Here is a 26661-nt window from a genome sequence, read left to right on the forward strand (position 1 = left end):
ATAATCCCGCCGCGAAAACATTAAATTATCTGAGGGAATAGCGTTGAAAAGATTAGTGGCTGAAACACTTGGCACCTTTGTGCTGGTGTTGGGCGGTTGTGGTAGTGCGGTGTTGGCCGCGGCGTTTCCAGAATTGGGTATCGGTTTTGCCGGCGTCGCGCTGGCATTTGGTCTGACAGTGTTGGTGATGGCATTTGCCGTTGGCCATATCTCAGGCGGCCATTTTAACCCGGCGGTCACCATCGGCCTGACGGTTGGCGGACGTTTCCCGGCGGCGCAGGTCGTACCTTACATCATCGCGCAACTGGTTGGTGCGATTGCGGCGGCAGGCGTGCTGTATCTGATTGCCAGCGGTAAAGCCGGTTTCGATGCAGCGGCGAGCGGCTTCGCGTCGAACGGTTACGGTGTACATTCCCCGGGCGGCTTTAGCCTGCAGGCAGGTATGATCGCCGAGCTGGTGCTGACCGCAGTGTTCCTGATTGTGATCATGGGCTCGACCGATAAACGTGCTCCGGCCGGTTTTGCGCCGATGGCTATCGGTCTGGCATTGACGCTGATCCACCTGGTGAGCATTCCTGTGACCAATACCTCAGTTAACCCGGCGCGCAGTACGGGTGTGGCCATCTTCCAGGGCGGCTGGGCAGTGGAGCAGCTGTGGATGTTCTGGTTGTTACCGATTATCGGTGCTGCGATTGGTGGTGCGATCTACCGCTTTGTACTGGAAAAAGCAGAGTAACTTCGCCGTATTTCAGCGGATCGGCAGCAGCCGATCCGCATTTTCCCCCGCAAGCGACTTCCCGCCTTACGTCAAGATAATGAAATGTTATGATCCCGCGTCCGTCGCTGTGGTCGTTCCCTGCGCGACATTTCATCTGTGGCAATATTAAAAAAATCCCTAAGGAAGTCTGGTTATGCTCGGCACACTTACCCGCTTGTTCCCGCTCTGGGCCGTACTGCTCTCGGTCGCTGCTTATTATTCTCCCACCACCTTTCTCGGCATTGGTCCGTGGGTAACGTATCTGCTGATGCTGATTATGTTCGCCATGGGCGTGACGCTAAATATTGACGATTTCAAACGCGTGCTGGTACGTCCGGCGCCGGTGATTGCCGGTACCTTCCTGCACTATCTGGTGATGCCGCTGGCCGCATGGGGTTTGGCGAAGCTATTCCAGATGCCACCGGACCTCGCAGCAGGCATGATCCTGGTCGGCAGTGTGGCCAGCGGCACTGCGTCTAACGTGATGATCTATCTGGCGAAAGGCGATGTGGCGCTGTCAGTGACCATCTCATCCGTATCGGCGCTGGTGGGGGTTTTTGCCACGCCGCTGCTAACGCGTTTCTACGTTGATACGCACATTCAGGTGGATGTGGTCGGCATGCTGCTCAGCATCGTGAAAATCGTGGTGGTTCCGATCAGCCTCGGCCTGATCATCCACCACTCAATGAACAGTGTGGTGCGCCGCGTTGAGCCTTATCTGCCGGCGTTTTCGATGGTGTGTATTCTGCTGATCATCAGCGCCGTGGTAGCCGGCAGCCAGGGTTTTATCGGTTCTGTCGGCTTGATGGTGATTGTGGCGGTCATACTGCATAACGCCATTGGTCTGTTGGGCGGGTACTGGGGCGGCAAGCTGTTTGGCTTCGATGAATCCACCTGCCGCACGCTGGCGCTGGAAGTGGGCATGCAGAACTCGGGACTGGCGGCCACGCTGGGCAAACTCTACTTCTCGCCGTTGGCAGCACTGCCGGGCGCACTGTTCTCGGTATGGCATAACTTGTCAGGTTCGCTGCTGGCCGGCTATTGGTCAGGTAAACCGATCGATAAAAAGAAGAAATAATCGCGGTCGCCATGAACAGTGGTCGCCATGAATGGCGACCCTACGATCGCACCGGTTTATCGTAGGGTGCGCATTTATGCGCACCGTTTTGCACTACAGCTTCAGATAAGTGCGTATCCCATCCAGAAACATCTGCGTTGCCAGCATAATCAAAATCAACCCCATCAGACGTTCCAGCGCGTTAACGCCTTTGTCACCCAGCAGACGTAAAAACAGTCCCGACATCAGCAAAATTCCTACTGTTACACCCCAGGCAATCAGCAGCGCCCCCACCAGGTGCGTCATTTGATTGGGATATTGATGTGATAACAGCATCAGCGTCGCCAGCAGCGAAGGGCCGGCAACCAGCGGAATCGCCAACGGCACCAGAAATGGCTCTTCACCAGCCGGAAGTCCGCTGCTGCTGCTCTCCTCGGAGGGAAAAATCATGCGAATGGCAATCAGGAACAGAATGATGCCGCCGGAGATCGACACGGTTTCGGTGCGCAGATTCAGAAACGTCAGAATGCGTTCACCGGCGAAGAGAAACAGCAGCATCAGAATCAGCGCGATCAGCATTTCGCGCATCAGCACCACGCGGCGGCGCTTGGGCTCCAGATGCTTCAATACCGACATAAAGATCGGCAGGTTGCCCAGCGGGTCCATAATTAACAGCAGCAATATGGTCGCGGATATCATTTCAGTCATGTCAGGTAAACCATCCTATCCATTTGGCCAAGGCCATTATTAGTTGTACTGCTGAAAAAGTTAGCGCAATCGAATTAATTCACTTGCCAGAAGTGCTGCATTTTGTAGAGTTGACGGTCATAGGTAAACCTGATTATTACGCAGACGGGCAGGATTATCCGGCCCGTCTTTTCCTCGCACCACTTAGGGCTTCCTTCGAGAACACCCGAGACGGACAGAAAATGAAGAATGTAGGTTTTATTGGTTGGCGTGGCATGGTCGGCTCAGTGCTGATGTCACGTATGAGCGAAGAACGCGATTTTGATGTCATCAATCCGGTCTTTTTCTCCACGTCACAGCTTGGTCAGGCGGCGCCGACGTTCGGCGGTAAGTCGACCGGTGCGCTGCAGGATGCTTTTGATATCGAGGCGCTGAAGGCGCTGGATATTATTATCACCTGTCAGGGCGGCGATTACACCAGTGAAGTCTATCCGAAGCTGCGCGAAAGCGGCTGGCAGGGTTACTGGATTGATGCGGCTTCCACGCTGCGCATGAAAGATGACGCGATCATCATTCTCGATCCAGTTAACCATCATGTGATTCGTCAGGGCCTCGACAACGGCATCAAAACCTTCGTCGGCGGCAACTGCACCGTGAGTCTGATGTTGATGTCACTGGGTGGCCTGTTTGCCAACGATCTGGTTGAGTGGGCGTCGGTTGCCACTTATCAGGCGGCATCGGGCGGCGGTGCGCGCCATATGCGTGAATTGCTGACGCAGATGGGCATGCTGCATGACCACGTGGCCAGCTCGCTGCAGAATCCGGCTTCCGCCATTCTGGATATCGAACGCAGCGTCACCGATTTCACCCGCTCTGGCACCTTGCCAACCGACAACTTCGGCGTACCCCTGGCGGGCAGCCTGATTCCGTGGATCGACAAACAGCTGGATAACGGCCAGAGCCGCGAAGAGTGGAAGGGCCAGGCGGAAACCAACAAGATTCTGCGTACCCGCAATGTGATTCCGGTTGATGGCTTGTGTGTGCGTGTTGGCGCCCTGCGCTGCCACAGCCAGGCCTTCACCCTCAAGCTGAAAAAAGACCTGCCGCTGAGCGAAATCGAACAGCTGCTGGCTTCCCACAACGAGTGGGTGAAAGTGGTGCCAAACGACCGTGAAATCACCATGCGTGAACTGACGCCAGCCGCCGTCACTGGCACGCTGACTACGCCAGTGGGTCGCCTGCGCAAACTGAACATGGGGCCGGAATACCTTTCTGCCTTCACCGTGGGCGATCAGTTATTGTGGGGCGCCGCTGAACCGCTGCGTCGCATGCTGCGTTTGTTGATCGACTAAGCGCAGCGGTAAACCAGACAGGCCGGGGTTTCCCGGCCTTTTTTTAGTTATCCAGGCTGCAAAAAATTATGCAAATTGCGCCTGACAAGTGATCCGCTTCCCTTTTTTGCTCGCCCGACAACAATATTTCACGATCCTCCATGGCTTCTGCCATCCCCAAGCTATGATTTAACAGAGATGTGCCGGTTGTTAACTGTTTTCGTTTTTTCGAACTGAATGGTTGTTGTACACGGTGAAGATCTTTCCCACGGACGGTTGTGTCCTCGCGGTGTACCTATGGCTCAATGAAAAGCAGCGCACCCGAGGCGATAATCCTGCCGACTCTGGTCGCCTGCGCAAAATCATAGGAAGAAAGTCATGTCAGAGCTTCCCGATCGCCAGGCGATCAATGCCCTTTTTGCCGGGAATTACGCCGATCCCTTTTCATTACTGGGGATGCACCAAACGGCCGCAGGCCTTGAAGTTCGCGCGCTGCTGCCCGATGCCTCCGATGTATGGGTGATTGAAACCAACACTGGACGCAAATGCGCCCAGCTTACGTGTCTCGACTCGCGCGGATTTTTTTGTGGCGTGATCCCACGCCGTAAAAACCTGTTCGGCTATCAGCTGGCGGTAAATTGGCACGGCCAGCAAAACCTGATTGATGATGCCTATCGCTTTGGCCCGCTGCTGGCAGAGATGGATGCCTGGCTGCTGGGCGAAGGTACGCACCTGCGTCCTTACGAAACCCTTGGCGCGCACGGCACCACCATTGATGGCGTGCATGGCACGCGCTTTGCCGTTTGGGCACCGAATGCGCGGCGCGTGTCGGTGGTAGGCGAGTTCAATTTCTGGGATGGCCGCCGCCATCCTATGCGCTTCCGGCGCGAACTCGGTGTCTGGGAACTGTTTGTTCCGGGCGCGGTGAATGGCCAGCTGTACAAATTTGAAATCGTTGATAATAGCGGTCAGATGCGCATCAAAGCCGATCCTTTTGCCTTCGAAGCACAGATGCGGCCGCAAACGGCGTCGATGATCTGTGGTTTACCGCCGAAAACCGAAATGCAGCCGCAGCGCAAAGCCGCCAATGGCTTTGACCAGCCAATTTCTATTTACGAAGTCCATCTGGGTTCATGGCGCCGTCATACCGATGACAACTTCTGGTTAAGTTACAAGGAGCTGGCCGAACAGCTCATCCCTTACGTCAAAGAGATGGGCTTCACCCATATCGAACTGATGCCGATTAACGAACATCCGTTCGACGGCAGCTGGGGCTATCAGCCGCTTGGCATGTATGCGCCCACGCGCCGTTTCGGTACGCGCGATGAGTTTCGCCATTTTGTTGCGGCTGCGCATGACGCCGGCATCAACGTGCTACTTGATTGGGTGCCGGGCCACTTCCCCAGCGATGACTTTGGCCTGGCGAAGTTTGACGGTACCGAGCTGTATGAACACAGCGATCCACGCGAAGGTTTTCATCAGGACTGGAACACGCTGATCTACAACTTTGGTCGCCGCGAGGTGAGCAATTACCTTTCCGGCAATGCCTTATATTGGATGGAGCGCTTCGGCATTGATGGATTACGTGTGGATGCGGTGGCCTCGATGATCTACCGCGACTACAGTCGCGCCGAAGGCGAATGGGTACCCAATCAATTTGGTGGGCGAGAAAATCTCGAAGCGATTTCATTCCTGCGCCATACCAACCGCGTATTGGGCCACGCCGCGCCGGGCAGCGTCACGGTGGCGGAAGAATCCACCGATTATCCTGGCGTGACGCGTCCCTCTGAGGATGGCGGCCTCGGCTTTTGGTTCAAATGGAACCTCGGCTGGATGCACGACACGCTGGATTACATGAAGCTCGATCCGGTGCATCGCCGCTACCATCACCAGCTGATGACCTTCGGCATGCTCTACAACTACACCGAAAACTTTGTGCTGCCGCTGTCGCATGACGAAGTGGTGCACGGCAAGCGCTCGATCCTCGATCGCATGCCGGGCGATGCCTGGCAGAAGTTCGCTAACCTGCGTGCCTATTACGGCTGGATGTGGGGTTTCCCCGGCAAGAAGCTGCAGTTTATGGGCAACGAGTTTGCGCAAGGGCGCGAGTGGAATCACGACAGCAGCCTCGACTGGCATCTGCTGGAAGGTGAGGATAACTGGCACAACGGCGTGCAGCGTCTGGTACGCGATCTTAACCACACCTATCGCCACTATGCGCCGCTGCATCAGCTCGATTTTGATGGGCAAGGTTTTGAGTGGTTGGTGGTCGATGATCATGAGAACTCGGTGTTTGTCTTTGTGCGCCGCGATCGCGACGGCAATGAAATCATCGTGGTCAGTAACTTTACGCCGGTGGCGCGTCACAACTATCGCTTTGGGGTAAATCAGCGTGGCGGCTGGCGCGAGATAATGAATACCGACCAACACGATTATCACGGCAGCGATACGCGTAATCACGGCGTGGTACATACCGATGAAATTGAAAGTCACGGTCGGTCGCAGTCGCTGAGCTTGACCTTACCGCCGCTGGCAACACTTTGGCTGGTGCGGGAGAGCGACTGATGCTGGAGCAGGGACAGCCGAAACCGTTAGGTGCGCATTACGATGGGCACGGCGTCAATTTCACGCTGTTTTCCCAGCACGCCGAGCGTGTTGAACTGTGCCTGTTTGATGCGCACGGTGCGGAGCGCCGTTTTGCGCTGCCCGCGCGCAGCGGTGATATCTGGCACGGCTATTTTCCCGCACTGAAGCCCGGCCAGCGCTACGGCTATCGCGTGCATGGCCCGTGGGCACCGCAGCAGGGACATCGGTTCAATCCTGCCAAGCTGCTGGTCGATCCCTGCGCCAAAGCAGTTGCGGGTGAGGTAACGGATGACGCGCGTTTTCACGGCGGCGACCGTGAACCCGATGCGCGGGATAACGCCGCCATCGCGCCGAAATCGCTGGTGATTGCTGAAGATTTCGCCTGGGAAGACGATCAGGCGCCGCGTACGCCGTGGGGTAACACGGTGATTTATGAAGCGCACGTGCGCGGATTAACGATGCAGCATCCGGAAATTCCGGAAAGGCTGCGTGGCACTTATGCGGCGCTGGGTCATCCTGCTATGGTGAAGTATCTGCGCCATCTTGGCATCACCGCGCTGGAGCTGTTGCCGATTGCCCAGTTCACCAGCGAACCGCGTTTACGCCGTCTGGGGTTGAGTAATTACTGGGGCTACAACCCGTTTGCTCTGTGGGCGGTCGATGCTCGTTACGCGTCGGGTGAACACGGTTTATCGCCGCTGCAGGAGTTTCAGCAGGCGGTAAAAGTGCTGCATGCGGCGGGCATTGAAGTGATTCTGGATGTGGTGTTCAACCACACCGCAGAACTGGAAGAGATAGGGCCGACGATTTCACAGCGCGGCGTGGATAACGCCAGTTATTACTGGCTCGATGGCAACGGCGATTATCAAAACTGGACTGGCTGCGGCAACACGCTAAATCTCAGCCATCCGCAGGTGATGGAATGGGTACTGGAGGCGCTGCGCTATTGGGTTCGTGCGTGCCACATTGATGGCTTCCGTTTCGATCTTGCCAGCGTATTAGGCCGCACGCCGGAATTTCAACAGGATGCGCCGCTGTTTGCCGCCATCAAAGCCTGTCCGCTGCTCTCACAGGTGAAGTTGATTGCGGAGCCGTGGGATATCGGGCCTGGCGGTTATCAGGTTGGCAATTTCCCGTCCGACTTCGCCGAGTGGAACGACCATTTTCGCGATGCGGCGCGCCGTTACTGGCTCCATGGCCAGCTGAATAACGGCGATTTTGCCCGTCGTTTTGCTGCATCCAGCGACGTATTTCAGCGTGAGGCGCGTCTGCCGCACGCCAGCATTAATCTGATCACTGCTCACGACGGCTTCACGCTGCGTGATGTGGTGAGCTTCAACAACAAACACAATCAGGCCAACGGCGAAGACAATCGTGATGGCAGCAGCAACAACTTCAGCCATAACCACGGCAAAGAAGGGCTGCAGGTCCATTTCGATATTGTCGAACGGCGGCGGCGCAGCGTGCATGGCTTGCTCACCACGCTGCTGTTGGCGCAAGGCACGCCGATGCTGCTGGCAGGTGACGAGCGGGGTCACAGTCAGCACGGTAATAACAACGCTTATTGCCAGGACAATCCGCTCACCTGGCTCGACTGGCAACAAGATGATTTTGGGCTGGTCGACTTCACTGCCGCATTAATCCACCTGCGCCAGCGCATTCCCGCGTTGACGCTGGATGGCTGGTGGCAGGAAGGCGACGGCAATGTGCAGTGGTTCAATGCCAGCGGCAAACCACTGGAGAAAGATCAGTGGGAACAGGGGACGCACAGAATGCAGATCCTGCTCTCCGGCCGCTGGTTAATAACAATAAACGCCACGGAATCGGTGAGTGATATCGCCTTACCAGACGGAGAGTGGCATGCCATTCCTCCTTTCGCCGGGGAAGATAACCCCATTCATACAACTGTCTGGCACGGTCCCGCACACGGTGTGTGCGTGTTCCTAAAGCAATCATAAGGAGTCAGACATGGTTAAATTAGATAGAACAGATCATCTGATGCTGGCGCGCCAGCTCCCTACACAAACGGTTGCCTTGATCCTTGCTGGCGGGCGCGGTACGCGTCTGAAAGATCTCACCGCGAAACGCGCCAAACCTGCCGTGCACTTCGGTGGCAAGTTCCGCATCATCGACTTTGCGCTGTCCAACTGCATCAACTCGGGCATACGGCGCATCGGGGTGATCACCCAATATCAGTCACATACGCTGGTGCAGCACATTCAGCGTGGCTGGTCGCTGTTCAACGAGGAGATGAACGAATTTGTCGATCTGCTGCCGGCGCAGCAGCGCGCCGCCACCGAACATTGGTATCGCGGTACCGCCGATGCGGTGACGCAAAACCTCGACATCATTCGCCGCTACAACGCGCAGTACATCGTGATTCTCGCCGGGGATCACATCTACAAAATGGACTACTCGCGCATGCTGCTCGACCACGTCGATCGCGGTGCCAAATGTACCATCGCCTGCTTGCCGGTGCCGTTAGCCGAAGCCACCGCATTTGGTGTAATGGCGGTTGATGCCGAAAACAACGTGATCGATTTTGTCGAAAAGCCGCCGAAACCGCCGTCAATGCCGGGTGACGACAGCCGAGCGCTGGCCAGCATGGGCATTTATGTGTTTAACGCCGATTATCTTTATCAACTGCTGGAAGAAGATCTGCAAGTGGCTGATTCAAGTCACGATTTCGGTAAAGATTTGCTGCCAAAAATCGTCGCTAGCGGCGAGGCGTACGCGCACTCCTTCACGTTATCCTGCGTGCAGATCGACGAGAACGCTGAGCCATACTGGCGCGACGTCGGGACGCTGGAGGCTTACTGGCGCGCCAATCTCGATTTAGCCTCGGTAACGCCCGAACTGGATATGTACGACCACAGCTGGCCGATTCGCACCCATATGGAGCCATTACCACCGGCGAAATTTGTGCAGGATCGTTCCGGCAGCCACGGCATGACGATGAATTCGCTGGTCTCTGGCGGCTGCATCATCTCGGGCTCGGTGGTGGTGAATTCGGTGCTATTCCCACGTATCCGCATTAACTCGTTTTGCAATATTGATTCTGCAGTGCTGCTGCCCGACGTAGTGGTTGGCCGATCTTGTCGTCTGCGTCGCTGCGTGATCGATCGCGCCTGCGAATTGCCAGAAGGCATGGTCATTGGCGAAAACCCTGATGAAGACAGCCGACGTTTTTACCGTTCAGAAGAGGGCATCGTACTGGTGACGCGCGCCATGTTGGCCAAATTGGCCGGAGCGGTCAGTAAGTAACGAAAGAGCATAGAGAAAATTGCCGCGTGGAACGCATGCGATAACAATAGGGGTTCAGGATGCTGGTTTTACATGTCTGTTCAGAGCTTTTCCCGCTGTTAAAAACGGGCGGATTGGCTGATGTGGTCGGTGCATTACCACAGGCGCAAATAGCCGAAGGTGCGGATGCGCGGGTGCTGATTCCCGCCTATCCGGATCTGCGTAAAGGGATTCCTGATACTGAAATTGTGGCGGAGCTACAAACTTTTGCCGGGCCGGTTCGTTTACTTTTTGGACAATTCAACGGCGTTGGTATTTATTTAATTGATGCGCCGGGATTGTATGAACGTCCCGGCAGTCCTTATCACGACACATCGCAATTTGCTTATGTCGATAATTACCTGCGCTTTGCGCTGCTCGGCTGGATGGGCGCGGAGATTGCCAGCGGATTGGATATGAACTGGCAGCCCGATATCGTGCACGCGCATGACTGGCACGCCGGCTTAACCTGCGCCTATATCGCCGCGCGCGGAGGCCCGGCGAAAACGGTGTTTACGGTGCACAATCTGGCGTACCAGGGGCTGTTTTCTGCGCGCCATCTGGATGAGATTCAGATTCCTCGCGCCTACTTTGATATGCATGGCCTGGAATTCTTCGGGCAGATTTCCTACCTCAAGGCGGGGCTATTTTATGCCGATCATATTACGGCGGTCAGCCCCACTTACGCGCTGGAAATTACCCGACCAGAATTTGGTTACGGCATGGAATCCCTGCTTGAACAGCGGCTGCGTGAAGGGCGGCTGAGCGGCATTCTGAATGGCGTCGACCCGGGGATTTGGGATCCGGCGCATGACTTGTTGCTCACCGCGCGCTACGACAGTGAAACGCTGGAGAGCAAAGCCGAGAACAAGCGCCAGCTACAGATTGCTATGGGTCTGAAGGTGGATGACAAAGCGCCAGTGTTCTGCGTCATCAGCCGTTTGACTAAACAGAAAGGGCTGGATTTAGTGCTGGAAGCGCTGCCGGGCTTGCTGGCCCAAGGCGGCCAACTGGTGCTGCTTGGTCAGGGAGACGCAGAGCTGCAGCAAGGTTTCCTTGCCGCGGCGGCAGAACATCCGGGCCGCGTTGGCGTGCAGATTGGTTATCACGAAGCTTTCTCGCACCGTATTGTTGGCGGTGCGGATGTCATTATGGTGCCGAGCCGCTTTGAGCCGTGTGGCTTAACGCAGCTATACGGTTTGAAATATGGCACGTTGCCGCTGGTACGTCGCACCGGTGGGCTGGCGGATACGGTGCAAGACAGTTCGCTGGAGAACCTGGCAGACGGCGTCGCCAGCGGCTTTACCTTTGAAGACAGTAATGCCTGGTCGCTGCTGCGGGCGATTCGGCGTGCATTTGTTCTGTGGTCTCGTCCTGCACTCTGGCGTTACGTCCAGCGCCAGGCGATGGGGATGGATTTTAGTTGGCAGGTGGCGGCACAAGCCTACCGCGATCTTTATCAACGTTTGCTGTAATGAGAGATTGGGATACTTGATATGAATGCACCTTTCACCTATGCCTCACCCACGCTGACGGTTGATGCGCTAAAGCACTCAATCGCCTATAAGCTGATGTTTACTATTGGTAAAGATCCCTCGATCGCAAATAAGCATGAGTGGCTCAATGCCGCGCTGTTGGCGGTGCGAGATCGTATGGTGGAACGCTGGCTGCGCTCCAGCCGCGCACAGCTCTCACAGGATGTGCGGCAGGTTTACTATCTGTCGATGGAATTCCTGATGGGCCGCACGCTGGGTAATGCCTTGCTGGCGATGGGCATTTACGACGATCTCAATCAGGCACTGGACGAGATGGGCCTCGATCTCAGCGAACTGATGGAAGAGGAGAACGATCCTGGCCTCGGCAACGGCGGTTTGGGACGTTTAGCCGCCTGCTTCCTCGATTCACTCGCCACGCTCGGTTTACCCGGGCGCGGCTATGGCATTCGTTACGATTACGGCATGTTTAAGCAGAATATCGTCGACGGCCAGCAACGCGAATCACCGGATTACTGGCTGGAATACGGTAATCCGTGGGAATTCCAGCGCTTTAACACGCGCTACAAAGTCCGTTTCGGCGGCCGTTTACAGCATGAAGGCGCGCGGGTGCGCTGGGTGGAAACCGAGGAGATCGTGGCGATGGCTTACGATCAAATCATTCCCGGTTTCGATACCGACGCCACCAATACGCTGCGCCTGTGGGGCGCGCAGGCCAGTAACGAAATTAATCTTGGTAAATTTAATCAGGGCGATTACTTCGCTGCAGTAGAAGATAAAAACCACTCGGAAAACGTCTCGCGCGTGCTCTACCCCGATGATTCAACCTATTCGGGCCGCGAGCTGCGTCTGCGTCAGGAGTATTTCCTCGTCTCCTCAACGGTGCAGGATATTCTCAATCGCCACTGGCAGATGCATGAAACCTGGGACAATCTGCCCGACAAAATCGCCATTCACCTTAACGATACCCATCCGGTGCTGGCCATCCCTGAACTGATGCGTTTGCTGATCGACGAGCAAAAATTCAGCTGGGACGATGCGTTTGAAGTGACCTGTCAGGTGTTCTCCTATACGAACCACACGCTGATGACCGAAGCGCTGGAAAGCTGGCCGGTGGACATGATCGGCAAGATCCTGCCGCGTCATCTCAGCATCATCTTTGAAATCAACGATTATTTCCTGAAAACCATTCAGGAATACTATCCGGATGATTGGGATCTGATGTCGCGTATCTCGATCATCGACGAGAACGATGGCCGCCGCATTCGCATGGCGTGGTTGGCGGTGGTGGTGAGCCACAAAGTTAATGGTGTGTCGGAGCTGCACTCCAATTTGATGGTGCAATCGCTGTTCGCTGACTTCGCGCGCCTGTTCCCGGGCCGTTTCTGTAATAAAACCAACGGCGTGACGCCACGTCGCTGGCTGGCGCTGGCCAACCCGGCGCTGTCCGAGGTGTTGGATGAAGCGATTGGTCGCAATTGGCGCACCGATCTCGGTCAGCTCAATGAGTTGACGGCGCAAGTCGATTATCCGGCATTTATTGAACAGATCGCCGATGCCAAGTTTGCCAACAAAAAACGTCTGGCGGATTGGGTAGCGAAGAATTTGGATATCGTGCTCGATCCGCATGCGCTTTTTGACGTGCAGATCAAACGCATCCACGAATACAAACGTCAGCTGCTGAACGTGCTGCACGTGATTACGCGCTACAACCGTATTAAGGCCGATCCCACCGCTGAATGGGTGCCGCGTGTTAATATTTTCGCCGGCAAGGCCGCATCGGCGTATTACGTGGCGAAGCACATCATTCATTTGATCAACGATGTTGCCAATGTGATCAATAACGATCCTCAGGTGAAAAACAAGCTCAAGGTGGTGTTCATTCCCAACTATGGCGTGAGTCTGGCGCAGATCATTATTCCGGCGGCGGATCTCTCTGAGCAGATCTCTACCGCCGGCACTGAGGCATCGGGCACCAGTAACATGAAGTTTGCACTGAATGGCGCGTTAACCATCGGCACGTTGGATGGCGCCAATGTGGAGATGCTGGAGCACGTCGGCAAGGAGAATATCTTTATCTTTGGTAACACCACACCGCAGGTGGAGAAACTGCGCACCGATGGCTACAACCCACGTAAGTATTACGAGGACGATCCTGAGCTGCATCAGGCGCTGACGCAAATCGCCAGCGGGCTATTCAGTCCGCAGGAGCCCGGGCGCTATCGCAATCTGTTTGATGCCTTGGTCAACTTCGGCGATCACTACCAACTACTGGCGGATTATCGCAGCTATGTGGATACGCAGGACAAGGTGGACAAGCTTTATCGACAACCGGATAAGTGGCAGCGCAGCGCGGCGCTGAATATCGCCAACATGGGCTATTTTTCGTCGGATCGAACCATTCAGGAATATGCGGATGAGATCTGGCACATTTCGCCAGTGAGGTTGTAAGGCGGGGCTTACAGAACCAGGTCGCCATGAATGGCGACCCTACCAAACTGCACTGAACCCTTGTAGGGTCGCCATTCATGGCGACCGATAAACGTTCAGATTTTAAGGATTATTTCAGGGTGATGCTTTTGATAATCCCATCAGCATCGCTCTGCGCTTGCTGTTGGTTATCCGCTGGTAAGGTAATTTGCAGCGTCAGCAACTTACCGTCCACTTTCGCCAGAATCACCGAAGACCATGACGTCTGATTATTAGCAGAAATCACCGTGTCCAGCTGCTGTGCTGGCTGGTCTTTCAACGTGACCGCTTTGTTTGAAACCACTTGCAGCTGTGGATCGCGACCGCGCTGCTGCTGTTCCAGACGCTGTGCCAGCGCATCAAGCGCTTCATTAGTGGGATCACCCGCAATCACAATAATCGCACGCTGACCGGTTTCGTCGGCGTAAACGTGCATATTGGTGGATTCAGAGCCGAGTTTTCCGCTTTTGTCAGACATGCCAGCAGGCAGTGAGAAGCTCAGTTTGCCGTCCATCAGATTGACCGTCTGGGCCGACTGGCTGGCGCTCGCACCGTTGCTGTTCGCTGCCGCATCATCTTTCTTCTGGTCACATGCCGCCAGACCGATAACCAACAGGCCAATACCCACATATTTCACTACGTTACGCATTCTTTTCCCTTTTACATGATTCCAGTCAGGCGTTATCAAAACGGAATCGGCAGTCAAAAGCAACTGCCGGAGTGTCAGGAAATCTTAGCGTGCCGTAGCGTTTCGTGTATACCCGTCATACTTCAAGCTGCAAGTGCGTTGGCTGCGTGTATTCACCCCAGTCACTTACTTATGTAAGCTCCTGGGGATTATGAGGCTCATTACTGATTCTCTCCCTACGGGCCAGCGCTTGCCGCCTTCCTGCAACTTGAATTATTTAGGGTATGTGTGTAATTAGCCGAAATTGATCTGCTGCTGCGCGGAACGCTCAGCTAATCGCTTCAGCATGGCATTCAGTAACACGCCGTAAGCTGGCAGGAAGAAGATCATGCAGATCAGCACTTTGAAGCTGTAATCCACCAAAGCGATCTCGACCCAATGCGCCGCCATAAACGGGTCTGGACTCTTGTAAAAGGCGATGAAGAAGAAGGCCAGTGTATCGCTGATATTGCCGAGGAACATCGCTGCTGCCGGGGCAATCCACCACTGTGATAAACGGCGCAAACGGTTAAAAACGTGCACGTCGAGAATCTGACCCAGCGCATAAGCCATAAAGCTGGCGCAGGCGATACGCGCAACAAACAGATTCACCTCTTCCAGAGAAGCCCACCCTTGCCATGCGCCCTGATAAAACACGCACGAAACAATGTAGGAGATCACCAGCGCTGGAATCATCACCGCCAGAATAATGCGACGGGCGAGCGGCGCGCCAAAAATGCGCACGGTCAGATCGGTGGCGAGGAAAATAAACGGAAAGCTAAACGCGCCCCATGTGGTGTGAAAGCCGAAGATCGAAATCGGCAGCTGCACCAGATAGTTACTGGAGGTGATCACCAGCAGATGGAAAAGCGATAGCCAAAACAGCGCATGCATGCGCTGACGTGCAGAGAAAGCAATCATCATAAGCCTTTTTAGTGATGGGGTGAGGGAACCCAGGTTCGTGTGTTAACACGATGGTAAATAAAAAATCGGCGGCATCTTAACGCGTTGCGCAATTTATGCAATGGTTAATTTTAACGCAATCGTTATCGCCTTGCGTTGCCTAATTCGCGCGCTAGAATGAGCGCCCATCATCAACTATTGACAGAGAATCATGAGCGATCCCTTTTCTGCGCCTGACCATCAGCTTGATGCCCTTGGCTTGCGCTGCCCGGAGCCGGTAATGATGGTGCGTAAAACCGTGCGCAGCATGCAGACCGGTGAAACCTTGCTGATCATCGCCGACGATCCAGCCACCACGCGCGATATCCCCGGTTTCTGCCGCTTCATGGAGCATCAGCTTCTGGCACAGCAGACCGAAAGCCTGCCGTACCAGTTTTTGATTAAGAAAGGCGCTTAACGCTGGCGCAGCAATCGCAGGGCGTTGGCCGTCACCAGCGCGGTGGCACCGGAGTCTGCTAATACTGCCAACCACAAACCAGTGAAGCCGAGTAGCGTGGTGACCAGAAAAATCACTTTTAATCCCAACGCCAGCGCCACGTTCTGACGAATGATGGCGCGCGTGCGCCGTGCCAGCACAATAGTGCGTGGCAGAATCGCCAGCTGGTTTTGCGTTAATGCTACATCCGCGGCTTCCAGCGCCACATCGGTGCCGCTACCCATCGCAATACCAATCGTCGCCGCTTTCATGGCGGGCGCATCGTTGATGCCGTCGCCGACCATCGCCAATGATTGCTGCTCACCCAATTTCCTTACCGCCTCAACTTTATCGGCAGGCAGCAAAGCGGCGCGATAATCAATGTTGAGTTCAGCCGCAATGGCGGCGGCCGCGCGTGGGTTATCGCCGGTTAGCATCACGCTATTCACCCCGAGCTTCTGCAACTCAGCCAGCGCGCCAGCGGCTTCGGTACGCAGCTGATCCCGCAACGCCAGCGCGCCGAGCACCTGTTGCGCCTGCAACAGCAGCACCACAGTTTGGCCTTGTGCTTCGAGATCAGCGATGTGCTGCTGCTGCGCGGCGTCGAGGTTGCGGGCTTCGCGCGGCGTAAGCAATTGATACGTCACGCTATCGATCTCGGCACGAATGCCGCTGCCCGCCAGCGTTTGCTGCTGCGAGGCTGACGGAATCGTGAGCTGACGGCGCTCGGCTTCGTTAACAATCGCCTGCGCCAGCGGATGGGTGGAACCCTGCTCAACGGCAGCAGCGATGCTCAGCAACGCGTTTTCTGCTATCGCGCTAAATGGCTGGATGTGGGTAAGCTGCGGCTTACCGGCCGTCAGCGTGCCGGTTTTGTCGAACGCCATCATGCTAACGCGACTGAGACGTTCTAGCGCCGCGCCGCCCTTAATGAGTGCGCCCTGACGCGCCGCAGCGGCCAGGCCGGAGGTAATGGCGGCAGGCGTGGAGATTACCAGCGCGCATGGACAACCAATCAGCAGCAGCGTTAGCCCTTTATAAATCCACGGCAACCAATCGCCAAAGCCCAGCAGCGGCGGCAATACCATCACCAGCAGCGCCAGCAGCATAACGGCGGGCGTGTAAATGCGACTAAAGCGATCGATAAACCGCTCTACCGGCGCACGATGGGTTTCGGCTTCCTCAATCAACTGCAGAATACGGTCAATGGCACTTTGGCCTGGCTGGGAAACCACTTTCAGCATTACCAGGCGATCAAGGCTGGTGGCGCCGGCCATGATCTGTTCGCCAGGCTCACGCGCTACCGGCAACGATTCGCCGGTGAGGGCGCTTTCATCAAAGCTGGCGCCGGCGTGCAGCAGCTCACCATCCGCCGGTAAACGACCGCCGGCCGCCACTTCAATCACATCGCCAGGTTGCAACGCTTCTAAGCGGACATTTTCCCGCTGCGTGCCCGTAATGCGCGTGGCGGTATCGGGACGTAACGCCATCAGCGCGGTGACGCCGCGACGTGCGCGTGCGGCGGCATAGGCTTCCAGGCGTTCACCCAGCTGGAACAGCAGCAGTACCATCGCGGCTTCGGCGTGCGCGCCGATAACCAGCGCACCGGCAGCGGCGATAGTCATTAGCATTTCAATACTGAACGGCGAGCCGTTGCGCAGCAGCTGCCACGCGCTACGGGCGATCGGCGCCAGACCCACCAGCGTGGTGGCGATAAACAGGCGATCGCCCCAAACGGGAGAAACCTGGCTCAGCAGCCAGCTGGCGGCCATCAATACGCCAAGCAGCAGCAATCCGGCATTCTCCCGCCAGCGGCTTTCAACCGGTGTTGGCGAGGCGGAATCGTTAGCGGTCAGCGTGAAGCCGGCATTTTTCACGGCTTGTTCAATCGCGGCGCGGATATCCTTTTCGGCATCAACCACCAGTTTTTCACTGGCGAAAATCACCCGCGCTTGCTGCACCTGCGGTACGCGTTGTACAGCGGTTTCAATTTTTCGTGCACAGCTGGGGCAATCCATACCGGCAATCTGCCAGCGGAATTGGTGCGAGGTGAGCGACGGCCTGTCGCTTTCGCCGTCAGTTTCGCCGCCGGGCGATCCGCTATCGCTGTCACAGCAGCCGCAGTCGCTGTCGGGTGTGACCGGCTGCACGGCTGAGATTTTCAATGCTGAGGGTTTTACGCTGCGAATGGAGCATAGCGGCTGCGGCTTACTATGGGATTTTCCACAGCCGCAAGAGTGGGCATGTTGATGCATATAACCTCCGGAATCAGGGGCGGGCTAATGCCCGCGCCCTGATGCTACACTCTGGAGTCCACTCCAGAGTCAAGCGTAAGGTTACATTATCTTCAGTACAGCCACAGTGAACGCGCAATCATAAAGTGACCGGCAAAATAACATGCGGCGACGATGGCGCTATCGGCGCTGAAACGGCGGCGATAATGCGAGATAAACCAGACAATGTTGGCCAACAGCAGCAACGCGGCACCTACAAGCAGTGAGAAGCTGAAGTCAGTTGGACGGAAGAAGTAATTCTCCGCCGCCATCCAGTTCATCACTAGCGTCATGCCAATCAGGGTGCAGATGGGCCAACGCAGATCTTCCAGCTTGCTCCACAGGATACCGATGACGATCACGCCAATAATCAGGAAGGTGAGAGGAATCGGCCAGAAGAAACTCATGGTCATGTGCGCGGCAAAACTGATGGTATACAACAGATGCGACAGAAAGAACGCACCCAGCGCATAGAGCATTTGCTGACGCGGTAAAAGCATCAACGCGTCACCCACCAACGTGGCAACAAGGCCGGCCACAATTAAATAATCAGTGGTGTTAAAGGTTGGCGCTTGCCATGCCCAGGCAACAAGCAACAGTAAGGTGACAGGTTTAAATAGCCAGCGCTGCCATTGCGGACCGCGGTATGAAGCATCGACGTAGAGCCAGCCTGAAAAAAGTACGGCAAGGAAAGACCAAAGCATGTTTTCTCCCTTTTTTGGACGAAATGTCCGCCAATTTGATGAATTTTCCCAAAATCACCCTTTCAGTGTAAGTTACCGGCGCAGAATGTGACAATCAGCCGACTCTGGTTGTATGCTTTGTCGTCTTTACCCGTTCCGAATTAACGCAAAGCACGAGATAAATCATGAGCAAACCACCGCTAATCTTTTTCATCGTACTGGCCATTATTGCCGTTTTGGCCACCCGTCAGTTTATCAAACAGCGACGCGAAACCGCGGTGAACGATGCCTCGCCGGTGCGCTCGCTCAGTGTGGAAGTGAAAACCAAACGCGAATTTCCGTCGCCCAATCGCCGTTCACGCCAGCGCGAGGAGATTGTGGCTGAGGATATGAAGTACGAAGCCTGGTTCCATCCGCTGAATGGCGCGAGCGATATTAAAGTGACGGTGAAAGCCGATGATTATCACCAGATCGATAAGGGTGCGAAGGGCGAGTTGAAAATGAAAGGGACGCGCTTTGTCAGTTTTACCCCGGCTCCGTAGGGTCGCCATTCATGGCGACCTGGTCATAAACCGCACTTTTTACATCTTCGGATAATGCTTCTTCTGCCATGCCAGCAGCTCAAATACGCCAAAAAAGAAGATCTTCGCTTGGGTTGTGCCGCTCAGTTTCGGGGCGTCTTTCGGCTGCGTCGCACGCAGCAACACCAGCTGCAAGCCGTGCATAATCACCATAAAGAACAGCGCAACGTGCACGAAATAGCGCAGCGGCGTCGGGAAAGGCTGCACCAGATTGAGCAGCAAAAATGCCCAGACGCAAATCATCAATAAACGTCCCAAATTAAGCCACATCGTGCGTCTCCAGTTGGCGTTGATATAAGCGATAAGCCACCTGACCGGCAATTTTCTCGCGGTACAAATCCCAATTCGATGGGGCGACAGGTGTGCCGTTTTCCACTTCGCTTTCTACATAAATCAGCGCTTCAACCGCTAACCAGCCATTTTGCTCCAGCAGCGTTAAAGTTTCCTGTAACAGTCCTTTACGGAACGGTGGATCGACAAACACCACGTCAAACGGTTCACCCGGCTGGCTCAACCACTGCAGCGTGTTGGTCTGCACCACTTTCGCCTGCGTGGCGCGCAGCGTTTGCAGGTTCTGTGACAGCTGTTGCGCCACCGAACGCTCCAGCTCCAGCAGCGTAGCCGAAGCCGCATAACGGGACAGCGCTTCCAGCCCTAATGCGCCGCTGCCGGCGAAGCAATCGAGGCAGCGCGCTTGCTGGATATCCGGCGCCAGCCAGTTGAACAGGGTTTCACGTACGCGATCGGTGGTCGGGCGCAAACCTGCGCTATCCGGCACCGGTAATTTACGGCCACGCCACTGACCGCCGATGATGCGGATCTGACCAGCAGCGCCGCTGCTGCGGGGGGATTTACTCATTTCGCTCACAACTCGTCATAATTTGTTGCGTAGTTTAACGGGCGTAGCGGGCAGAAGAAACGTTAAAAAAGGGTGCTGTGGTGCGCTGGCTGGAAAGTGTTAGACTACTGAGTTGGTATAGCGCGCGTAATTACCTGATTTTTACGCCGCTCACCCGCTTAAAATTGAATATTTTATCCCCTGGGAACAAGCGTGCTACCGGGAATAAGCCATCGAGGAGTAGGGTCACACAATGGCAAAAGAGAAAAAACGCGGCTTTTTTTCCTGGTTAGGCTTTGGCAAAGAAGAAGAGACGCAACAACCCGCTGAAGAACAGCAGCAAACTGCCGAGGCGGTGGTCGCTGAGCCTGCCGTTGAAGAGAGTGCGCTCGATCGCGCCGAAGCGCAGGCTGTCGAAACCGTCGCCGTTACCGAACAGGTGGCGGAACAGCAGCAGGTTGAACCGCAACTGATTGCAGAGCCGGTCGTCGAGCAGCAGGAACCTGAGTTGGTTACCGCTATCGAAGAAGAAGTACTGCCGGAAGAGATAACACCGCCGGATGTGGCGCCGATCGAAGAAGAGCCGCAGCTGGAAGAGCTGGCGATTGATGAGCCAGAACGTGATGAAGACGCGCCATTAAGTGACGAAGAACTGGAAGCGTTGGCGTTAGCGGAAACCTATGCGGAAGATGCTGAACTCGCCGAAGAAACTCAGGATACCGTTAGCGACCTGCCGCTGGCCGCTGCGCCGATCATTGCGCAGGAGCAGGAGCGTCCTACCAAAGAGGGCTTCTTCGCCCGTCTGAAACGCAGCCTGGTTAAAACCCGCGAAAACCTCGGTTCGGGTTTTATCGGCCTGTTCCGCGGTAAGAAAATTGATGACGAGCTGTTTGAAGAGCTGGAAGAGCAGCTGCTGATCGCTGACGTTGGCGTCGAAACCACGCGCCGTATTATCACTAATTTAACGCAACAGGCTAACCGTAAGCAGCTGCGCGATGCCGAAGCGCTGTATGGTCTGCTGAAAGCTGAAATGTCCGGCATTCTGGAAAAAGTGGATCAGCCGCTGGAAGTGGGTGGCAAAATGCCATTCGTCATCCTGATGGTTGGCGTGAATGGCGTGGGTAAAACCACCACCATCGGAAAGCTGGCGCGTCAGTATCAGGCACAGGGCAAATCAGTCATGCTGGCCGCGGGCGATACCTTCCGTGCTGCAGCCGTCGAACAGCTGCAGGTTTGGGGCCAGCGCAACAACATTCCGGTGGTGGCGCAGCATACCGGCGCGGATTCAGCCTCGGTAATTTTTGATGCCATTCAGGCCGCTAAGTCGCGCAACGTGGATGTACTGATTGCCGATACCGCCGGTCGTCTGCAGAACAAATCGCACCTGATGGAAGAGCTGAAGAAAATTACCCGCGTGATGAAGAAGCTGGATGAAGATGCGCCGCATGAAGTGATGCTGACGCTCGACGCCAGCACCGGGCAAAACGCCATCAGCCAGGCCAAACTGTTCCATGAAGCGGTGGGCCTGACCGGCATCACCCTGACGAAACTGGATGGCACCGCCAAAGGTGGTGTGATCTTCTCGGTTGCCGATCAGTTCGGTATTCCGATTCGTTATATCGGTGTTGGGGAAGGCATCGAGGATTTACGGCCGTTTAAGGCCGCAGACTTTATTGAGGCACTGTTTGCCCGAGAGGAATGATTGGGATGATTCGCTTTGAAGAGGTCAGTAAAGCTTACCTGGGAGGACGTCAGGCGCTGCAGGGAGTGGATTTCCATCTGCGTCCCGGCGAAATGGCGTTCCTGACCGGCCATTCCGGTGCGGGGAAAAGTACCTTACTGAAGCTGATTTGTGGCATTGAGCGCCCGAGTGCCGGGCAGATCTGGTTTAGCGGTCACGACATTTCGCGTCTGCGTCACAGCGAAGTGCCTTTCCTGCGGCGTCAGATTGGTATGATTTTCCAGGATCACCACTTGTTAATGGATCGTTCGGTTTACGACAACGTGGCGATCCCGCTGATTATTTCCGGTGCCAGCGGCGAAGATATTCGTCGTCGCGTGTCGGCAGCGCTGGATAAAGTCGGCCTGCTCGACAAAGCGAAAAGCTATCCGATTCAGCTCTCTGGCGGTGAACAGCAGCGCGTCGGCATTGCCCGCGCGGTGGTGAACAAGCCTGCGGTGCTGCTGGCGGATGAACCAACCGGTAACCTCGACAATGCGCTGTCCGAAGACATTCTGCGCCTGTTTGAAGAGTTTAATCGCGTTGGCGTCACGGTGTTGATGGCAACGCACGATGTCGGGCTGATCGCACGGCGGAATTACCGCGTGATGACGCTCAATCAGGGACGTCTGCACGGAGGCCACGATGGTCAATAAACGCAACAAGCGCGCGCCTGCGCCGAAAGCGAAGCAGCCTTCTAAAAGCAAGGCGCTGAAAGGCGGTTGGCAGGAGCAGTGGCGCTATGCGCTGCGCGGCACGCTGTCGGATATGTGGCGTCAGCCGCTGGCGACGTTGCTAACGGTGATGGTGATTGCCATCTCGCTGACACTACCAAGCGTGTGCTACATGGTGTGGAAGAACGTTAGCCAGGCAGCGACGCAGTGGTATCCCGCGCCGCAGTTAACGGTTTATCTGGATAAAGCGCTGGATGATACCGCGGCGGAAAACGTCACCGCCCAGCTCAAACAGATTGATGGCGTGGATAACGTTAACTATCTGACGCGTGAAGAAGCGCTGAATGAGTTCCGCAACTGGTCTGGCTTTGGCGGCTCGATGGACATGCTGGAGCAGAATCCGTTGCCGGCCGTCGCCATCATCACCCCAAAGCTTAATTTCCAGAATTCGGACACCATGGCGAATCTGCGCGATAGCGTGGCGAAAGTGCAGGGCGTGGATGAAGTCCGCATGGATGACAGTTGGTTCGCGCGTTTAGCGGCGCTTACCGGCTTGGTCGGACAGATTGCGTCGATGATTGGCCTGTTAATGGTCGTGGCGGTGTTCCTGGTAATCGGCAACAGCGTGCGACTGAGTATCTTTGCGCGCCGCGATACTATTAACGTGCAGAAGCTGATTGGGGCTACCGATGGCTTTATCCTGCGCCCCTTCCTGTATGGCGGTGCGCTGCTCGGTTTTGGTGGCGCGGTGTTGTCGCTGATTCTTTCCGAGGTGCTGGTGTTGCGCCTGCAATCAGTGGTCGCGCAAGTTGCCACCGTATTCGGTACCACCTTTGTGCTGGAAGGTTTTTCGTGGGATGAAGGGCTGTTGTTACTGCTGATTGCCGCCATCATCGGCTGGATTGCCGCCTGGCTGGCAACGGTGCAACATTTACGCCGATTTACGCCGCAGTAACCAAAAGCAACGTTTTTTGATATACTCTTCCTCTGCTGCCGACGACCTGGGAGCAGAGGAATTCTCCTATATCCCCCGCCGTCATCTGTGTGTAAAATATTCACTGCTATAATTGAACTTGTGGATAACTTTGTCGTCCAAGTAGCACAGATTGCTTCTGGTTTTCTCGCGACGTTGACATAATGTAACGTCTGCGCAAGGAACTGTGCAGCAAGTCCATTGAATTTGTGAGGGTTTGAATGACCAAAGAAATGCAAACTTTAGCGATTGCTCCTCTGGGTAACCTGGAATCTTACGTCCGGGCTGCTAACAACTGGCCGGTGCTGACGGCAGAAGAGGAAAAAGCATTGGCTGAGCGGCTGCATTACCAGGGTGACTTGGATGCAGCTAAGACGCTGATCCTGTCTCACCTGCGCTTTGTTGTTCATATTGCTCGTAACTACTCCGGTTACGGCTTGCCGCAGGCGGACCTGATTCAGGAAGGTAACATCGGCCTGATGAAGGCGGTGCGTCGCTTCAATCCTGAAGTCGGTGTCCGTCTGGTGTCATTTGCCGTGCACTGGATTAAAGCAGAGATTCACGAATACGTGCTGCGTAACTGGCGTATCGTGAAAGTCGCAACCACCAAAGCACAGCGTAAGCTGTTCTTTAATCTGCGTAAAAGCAAACAGCGTCTCGGTTGGTTCAACCAGGACGAAGTAGAAATGGTTGCACGCGAGCTTGGCGTGAGCAGCAAAGACGTGCTGGAAATGGAATCGCGCATGGCCGCGCAGGATATGACCTTCGATATGTCGTCTGATGATGAAGCGGGCGAAGGCAAAGCGATGGCCCCCGTGCTGTATCTGCAGGATAAAACCTCTGACTTCGCCGATGGCATTGAAGAGGATAACTGGGATGCACACGCTGCGGACAAGCTGAGCGATGCGATGCTGAGCCTCGACGAGCGTAGCCAGGACATCATTCGTGCCCGTTGGCTGGATGATGACAACAAAACTACGCTGCAGGAGCTGGCCGATAAATACGGCGTCTCTGCGGAGCGCGTACGTCAGTTAGAAAAGAACGCCATGAAGAAACTGCGTGTGGCGATTGAAGCCTGATAGACATCAGGTGGAAAAACGGGGCGACTTGATAGTCGCCCTTTTTATTGCCTGCAAATCGGTCGCCATAAATGGCGCCCCTACAAACTACGCATGGTGCGCGGGTTCGTAGGGTGCGCATTTATGCGCACCGTTTCACCAACCGCACGAAATCCTTCAACGCACCCAACCATCAACCTGCGCCCGAAAACCGCAGGCCTGCATAAAGGCCGCGCGCACGCCCTGATCGGCGTCGCCGTCATCGGCTATCCACCAATCCGCTAACGCGCCATTCTGCGCGATGGTCTCTTCCAGCAAGTATTGTCCCACGCCACGACGTCGCGTGACTTCGCGTACGTTGAGGCAGGTGATTTTCCCCAGCGTGCCGCTGATCGTCAGCTGTAGCGCTGCCAGTACCCTATCGTTAAAACGCGCCACATACAGACGCTGCGTTTCGCTGAGTTGTGCTTCAAGTTGCACAATATCGATTTCGGTCCAGACTTTAGCTAAATCGATACGGTCCTGAGCGGTTAACGATGCTAAGCGCTGGATTGTCAGCTTCATACCTAATACCTGTACTAGTGCAAAGGCGATAGTGTAGCGAATTTAGACAGTCAGAGCGCTGTCACTTTTTTCTGATGAAAATAGGTCAAATGCCAGCCAGTTTGCCAGGATTGTGGAGTAAGCCATCAACGAACGCTGAAAAAGCCAGCATAACGCGCTGGTATCCTGCTGAAAAATCGGCCATAACAACCAGACGATTCTGCTGATCCACTCAGTCAATTCTGAATATGTCAGTTGCTTTACAGAAGAAAGTTCCTGTTTAATAACCTGAAAAATAAAGCCTTATTACCTATAAATGCCAGAAAAGTGTGCTAACCCATTATTGCAGAATGAGTTTTCCTCTTTGACTGGCAGAAAATAAACAATCACAACAGACACGACACAACAGATGGGGAAGTTCGCATGAATATGAGTAAAGGACGCGCATTACTGGCGGGCTGCATCGCCCTGGCAATGAGTCACGCGGCGTTGGCAAAAGACATCAAAATTGCCATTGTCGGCGCATCAACCGGTCCGGTCGCGCAGTACGGTGACATGCAGTTTACCGGTGCCGCGCAAGCGATTAAGGACATCAACGCTAAAGGCGGCGTTAACGGTGACAAACTGGTTGGCGTGGAATATGACGATGCCTGTGACCCGAAACAAGCGGTTGCGGTGGCCAACAAAGTGGTTAACGACGGCATTAAATACGTTATCGGCCATTTGTGCTCCTCATCTACGCAGCCCGCTTCAGACATCTATAACGATGAAGGCGTGCTGATGATCACGCCAGCCGCTACCGCGCCGGAGCTGACTGCGCGTGGTTATGCTGACGTGCTGCGTACTACTGGTCTGGATTCCGATCAGGGTCCAACGGCAGCGACGTACATCCTTGACCACATCAAACCAAAACGTATCGCTGTGGTGCATGACAAGCAGCAATACGGCCAGGGTCTGGCGGAATCCGTGCAGAAAACCCTGAAAGCCAAAGGCGGCAACGTGGTGTTGTTTGAAGGGATCACCGCCGGTGATAAAGACTTCTCCACGCTGATTGCGCGTCTGAAGAAAGAGAACGTCGATTTCGTTTATTACGGTGGTTACTACCCGGAGTTGGGCCAGATCCTGCGTCAGGCAAAATCCGCGGGTCTGAAAGCCGGCTTCATGGGCCCAGAAGGCGTGGGCAATGCTTCACTGTCTAACATTGCCGGCGATGCGTCTGAAGGCCTGTTTGTCACCTTGCCGAAGCGTTATGACCAACTGCCAGAGAACAAGGCGATTGTTGATGCGATCAAAGCCAACACCGCGTCTAACCGTAAAGATCCAACCGGTCCGTTCGTTTGGACCACCTACGCCGCGATTCAGTCGCTGGTGGCAGGTATCGAACGTAGCAAGAGCGATGAGCCTGATGCGATTGCGAAGAACCTGAAAGAGGGCGCAGCCGTTCCAACCGTGATGGGTAACCTGAACTGGGATGAGAAAGGCGATCTGAAGGGCTTCGAATTTGGTGTCTTCACATGGCACAAAGACGGTTCTTCTACTGCAGTTAAGTAATCCTAAAAAATTCCCTCTTCTGCACACGGGAGAGGGAATTATTCAGCTCCAGAGCAGGTC

The 26661-nt window shown here is 55.2% G+C and carries 23 protein-coding genes; 15 read left to right on the plus strand and 8 right to left on the minus strand.

What is annotated here, in order from left to right; translation table 11 throughout:
- Positions 1–43 precede the first annotated feature (43 nt).
- Together aqpZ and panS are read left to right on the plus strand one after the other, a co-directional pair.
- Positions 44–736 carry an aquaporin Z gene (gene aqpZ, locus ACRQ84_RS16615; RefSeq protein WP_064737955.1) on the plus strand — a complete coding sequence of 231 codons (693 nt, stop codon included), beginning with the start codon at positions 44–46 and terminating at the stop codon, positions 734–736.
- A gap of 175 nt (positions 737–911) precedes the next feature.
- Complete coding sequence (panS, locus tag ACRQ84_RS16620; RefSeq protein ID WP_483816618.1) at positions 912–1835, plus strand: ketopantoate/pantoate/pantothenate transporter PanS; 924 nt, start codon at positions 912–914, stop codon at positions 1833–1835.
- 93 nt (positions 1836–1928) lie between these two features.
- On the opposite strand, the gene ACRQ84_RS16625 is transcribed toward panS, so the two are convergent.
- Positions 1929–2522 carry a YhgN family NAAT transporter gene (locus tag ACRQ84_RS16625; RefSeq protein ID WP_064737953.1) on the minus strand — a complete coding sequence of 198 codons (594 nt, stop codon included), beginning with the start codon at positions 2520–2522 and terminating at the stop codon, positions 1929–1931.
- A gap of 221 nt (positions 2523–2743) precedes the next feature.
- Here ACRQ84_RS16625 and asd point away from each other — a divergent pair, with 221 nt between their 5' ends.
- From asd to glgP, 6 genes are all read left to right on the plus strand, one after another.
- On the plus strand, positions 2744–3853 hold the full coding sequence (gene asd, locus ACRQ84_RS16630) for an aspartate-semialdehyde dehydrogenase (RefSeq protein WP_483816619.1): 1110 nt from the start codon (positions 2744–2746) through the stop codon (positions 3851–3853).
- Between the two features lie 357 nt (positions 3854–4210).
- The gene (glgB, locus tag ACRQ84_RS16635; protein WP_483816620.1) at positions 4211–6397 is read left to right on the plus strand and encodes a 1,4-alpha-glucan branching enzyme; all 2187 of its coding nucleotides are present in this window, start codon (positions 4211–4213) and stop codon (positions 6395–6397) included.
- Positions 6397–8376 carry a glycogen debranching protein GlgX gene (gene glgX, locus ACRQ84_RS16640; protein ID WP_483816621.1) on the plus strand — a complete coding sequence of 660 codons (1980 nt, stop codon included), beginning with the start codon at positions 6397–6399 and terminating at the stop codon, positions 8374–8376. Before glgB ends, glgX begins: the two co-directional genes overlap by 1 nt.
- Positions 8377–8386: 10 nt before the next feature.
- A complete protein-coding gene (glgC, locus tag ACRQ84_RS16645; protein WP_064737949.1) occupies positions 8387–9682 on the plus strand; it encodes a glucose-1-phosphate adenylyltransferase in 1296 nt (431 codons plus the stop codon).
- Between the two features lie 59 nt (positions 9683–9741).
- The gene (gene glgA, locus ACRQ84_RS16650) at positions 9742–11175 is read left to right on the plus strand and encodes a glycogen synthase GlgA (RefSeq protein ID WP_064737948.1); all 1434 of its coding nucleotides are present in this window, start codon (positions 9742–9744) and stop codon (positions 11173–11175) included.
- A 21-nt stretch (positions 11176–11196) separates the two neighbouring features.
- Positions 11197–13644, plus strand: coding sequence for a glycogen phosphorylase (gene glgP / locus ACRQ84_RS16655; protein ID WP_064737947.1), 2448 nt, complete (start codon positions 11197–11199; stop codon positions 13642–13644).
- A 109-nt stretch (positions 13645–13753) separates the two neighbouring features.
- Here the strand turns inward: glgP and ACRQ84_RS16660 are convergent, their stop codons facing one another.
- Together ACRQ84_RS16660 and ACRQ84_RS16665 are read right to left on the minus strand one after the other, a co-directional pair.
- On the minus strand, positions 13754–14311 hold the full coding sequence (locus tag ACRQ84_RS16660) for a DcrB family lipoprotein (RefSeq protein WP_483816622.1): 558 nt from the start codon (positions 14309–14311) through the stop codon (positions 13754–13756).
- A 273-nt stretch (positions 14312–14584) separates the two neighbouring features.
- Positions 14585–15250: a 7-cyano-7-deazaguanine/7-aminomethyl-7-deazaguanine transporter gene (locus ACRQ84_RS16665; protein ID WP_483817944.1), complete on the minus strand. Its 666-nt coding sequence runs from the start codon at positions 15248–15250 to the stop codon at positions 14585–14587.
- 193 nt (positions 15251–15443) lie between these two features.
- On the opposite strand from ACRQ84_RS16665, the gene tusA reads away from it, so the two are divergent.
- On the plus strand, positions 15444–15689 hold the full coding sequence (gene tusA, locus ACRQ84_RS16670; protein ID WP_483816623.1) for a sulfurtransferase TusA: 246 nt from the start codon (positions 15444–15446) through the stop codon (positions 15687–15689).
- On the opposite strand, the gene ACRQ84_RS16675 is transcribed toward tusA, so the two are convergent.
- Both ACRQ84_RS16675 and ACRQ84_RS16680 read right to left on the minus strand, forming a co-directional pair.
- Positions 15686–17962 (minus strand): zinc/cadmium/mercury/lead-transporting ATPase, encoded by a 2277-nt coding sequence (locus tag ACRQ84_RS16675; RefSeq protein WP_483816624.1) that lies wholly within the window; start codon positions 17960–17962, stop codon positions 15686–15688. The two genes, tusA and ACRQ84_RS16675, sit on opposite strands and share 4 nt — an antisense overlap.
- A 92-nt stretch (positions 17963–18054) precedes the next feature.
- Positions 18055–18684, minus strand: a complete 630-nt coding sequence (locus ACRQ84_RS16680; RefSeq protein ID WP_064737943.1) for a lysoplasmalogenase — start codon at positions 18682–18684, stop codon at positions 18055–18057.
- A 164-nt stretch (positions 18685–18848) separates the two neighbouring features.
- On the opposite strand from ACRQ84_RS16680, the gene ACRQ84_RS16685 reads away from it, so the two are divergent.
- Positions 18849–19205, plus strand: coding sequence for a DUF2500 domain-containing protein (locus tag ACRQ84_RS16685; RefSeq protein ID WP_064737942.1), 357 nt, complete (start codon positions 18849–18851; stop codon positions 19203–19205).
- 39 nt (positions 19206–19244) lie between these two features.
- On the opposite strand, the gene ACRQ84_RS16690 is transcribed toward ACRQ84_RS16685, so the two are convergent.
- The gene (locus ACRQ84_RS16690; protein ID WP_064737941.1) at positions 19245–19514 is read right to left on the minus strand and encodes a DUF1145 family protein; all 270 of its coding nucleotides are present in this window, start codon (positions 19512–19514) and stop codon (positions 19245–19247) included.
- Positions 19504–20103, minus strand: coding sequence for a 16S rRNA (guanine(966)-N(2))-methyltransferase (rsmD, locus tag ACRQ84_RS16695; RefSeq protein WP_483816625.1), 600 nt, complete (start codon positions 20101–20103; stop codon positions 19504–19506). The genes ACRQ84_RS16690 and rsmD overlap by 11 nt, the downstream gene beginning before the upstream one ends.
- 232 nt (positions 20104–20335) lie before the next feature.
- Here rsmD and ftsY point away from each other — a divergent pair, with 232 nt between their 5' ends.
- The 4 genes from ftsY to rpoH all read left to right on the plus strand — a co-directional run bounded on the left by ftsY (position 20336) and on the right by rpoH (position 24528).
- Complete coding sequence (gene ftsY / locus ACRQ84_RS16700) at positions 20336–21784, plus strand: signal recognition particle-docking protein FtsY (protein ID WP_483816626.1); 1449 nt, start codon at positions 20336–20338, stop codon at positions 21782–21784.
- 5 nt (positions 21785–21789) lie between these two features.
- On the plus strand, positions 21790–22458 hold the full coding sequence (gene ftsE / locus ACRQ84_RS16705; RefSeq protein WP_008109888.1) for a cell division ATP-binding protein FtsE: 669 nt from the start codon (positions 21790–21792) through the stop codon (positions 22456–22458).
- Positions 22448–23431, plus strand: coding sequence for a permease-like cell division protein FtsX (gene ftsX, locus ACRQ84_RS16710; RefSeq protein ID WP_064737938.1), 984 nt, complete (start codon positions 22448–22450; stop codon positions 23429–23431). Before ftsE ends, ftsX begins: the two co-directional genes overlap by 11 nt.
- A gap of 239 nt (positions 23432–23670) precedes the next feature.
- Positions 23671–24528: an RNA polymerase sigma factor RpoH gene (rpoH, locus tag ACRQ84_RS16715; RefSeq protein WP_064737937.1), complete on the plus strand. Its 858-nt coding sequence runs from the start codon at positions 23671–23673 to the stop codon at positions 24526–24528.
- Between the two features lie 156 nt (positions 24529–24684).
- Here the strand turns inward: rpoH and panM are convergent, their stop codons facing one another.
- A complete protein-coding gene (panM, locus tag ACRQ84_RS16720; protein WP_483816627.1) occupies positions 24685–25071 on the minus strand; it encodes an aspartate 1-decarboxylase autocleavage activator PanM in 387 nt (128 codons plus the stop codon).
- A gap of 402 nt (positions 25072–25473) precedes the next feature.
- On the opposite strand from panM, the gene ACRQ84_RS16725 reads away from it, so the two are divergent.
- Complete coding sequence (locus tag ACRQ84_RS16725; RefSeq protein WP_064737935.1) at positions 25474–26601, plus strand: branched-chain amino acid ABC transporter substrate-binding protein; 1128 nt, start codon at positions 25474–25476, stop codon at positions 26599–26601.
- The last annotated feature ends 60 nt before the right edge of the window (positions 26602–26661 follow it).

Origin of the sequence: Pantoea sp. E2023-21 (assembly GCF_051302795.1) — a bacterium.
Lineage (GTDB): Bacteria > Pseudomonadota > Gammaproteobacteria > Enterobacterales > Enterobacteriaceae > Pantoea > Pantoea ludwigii_A.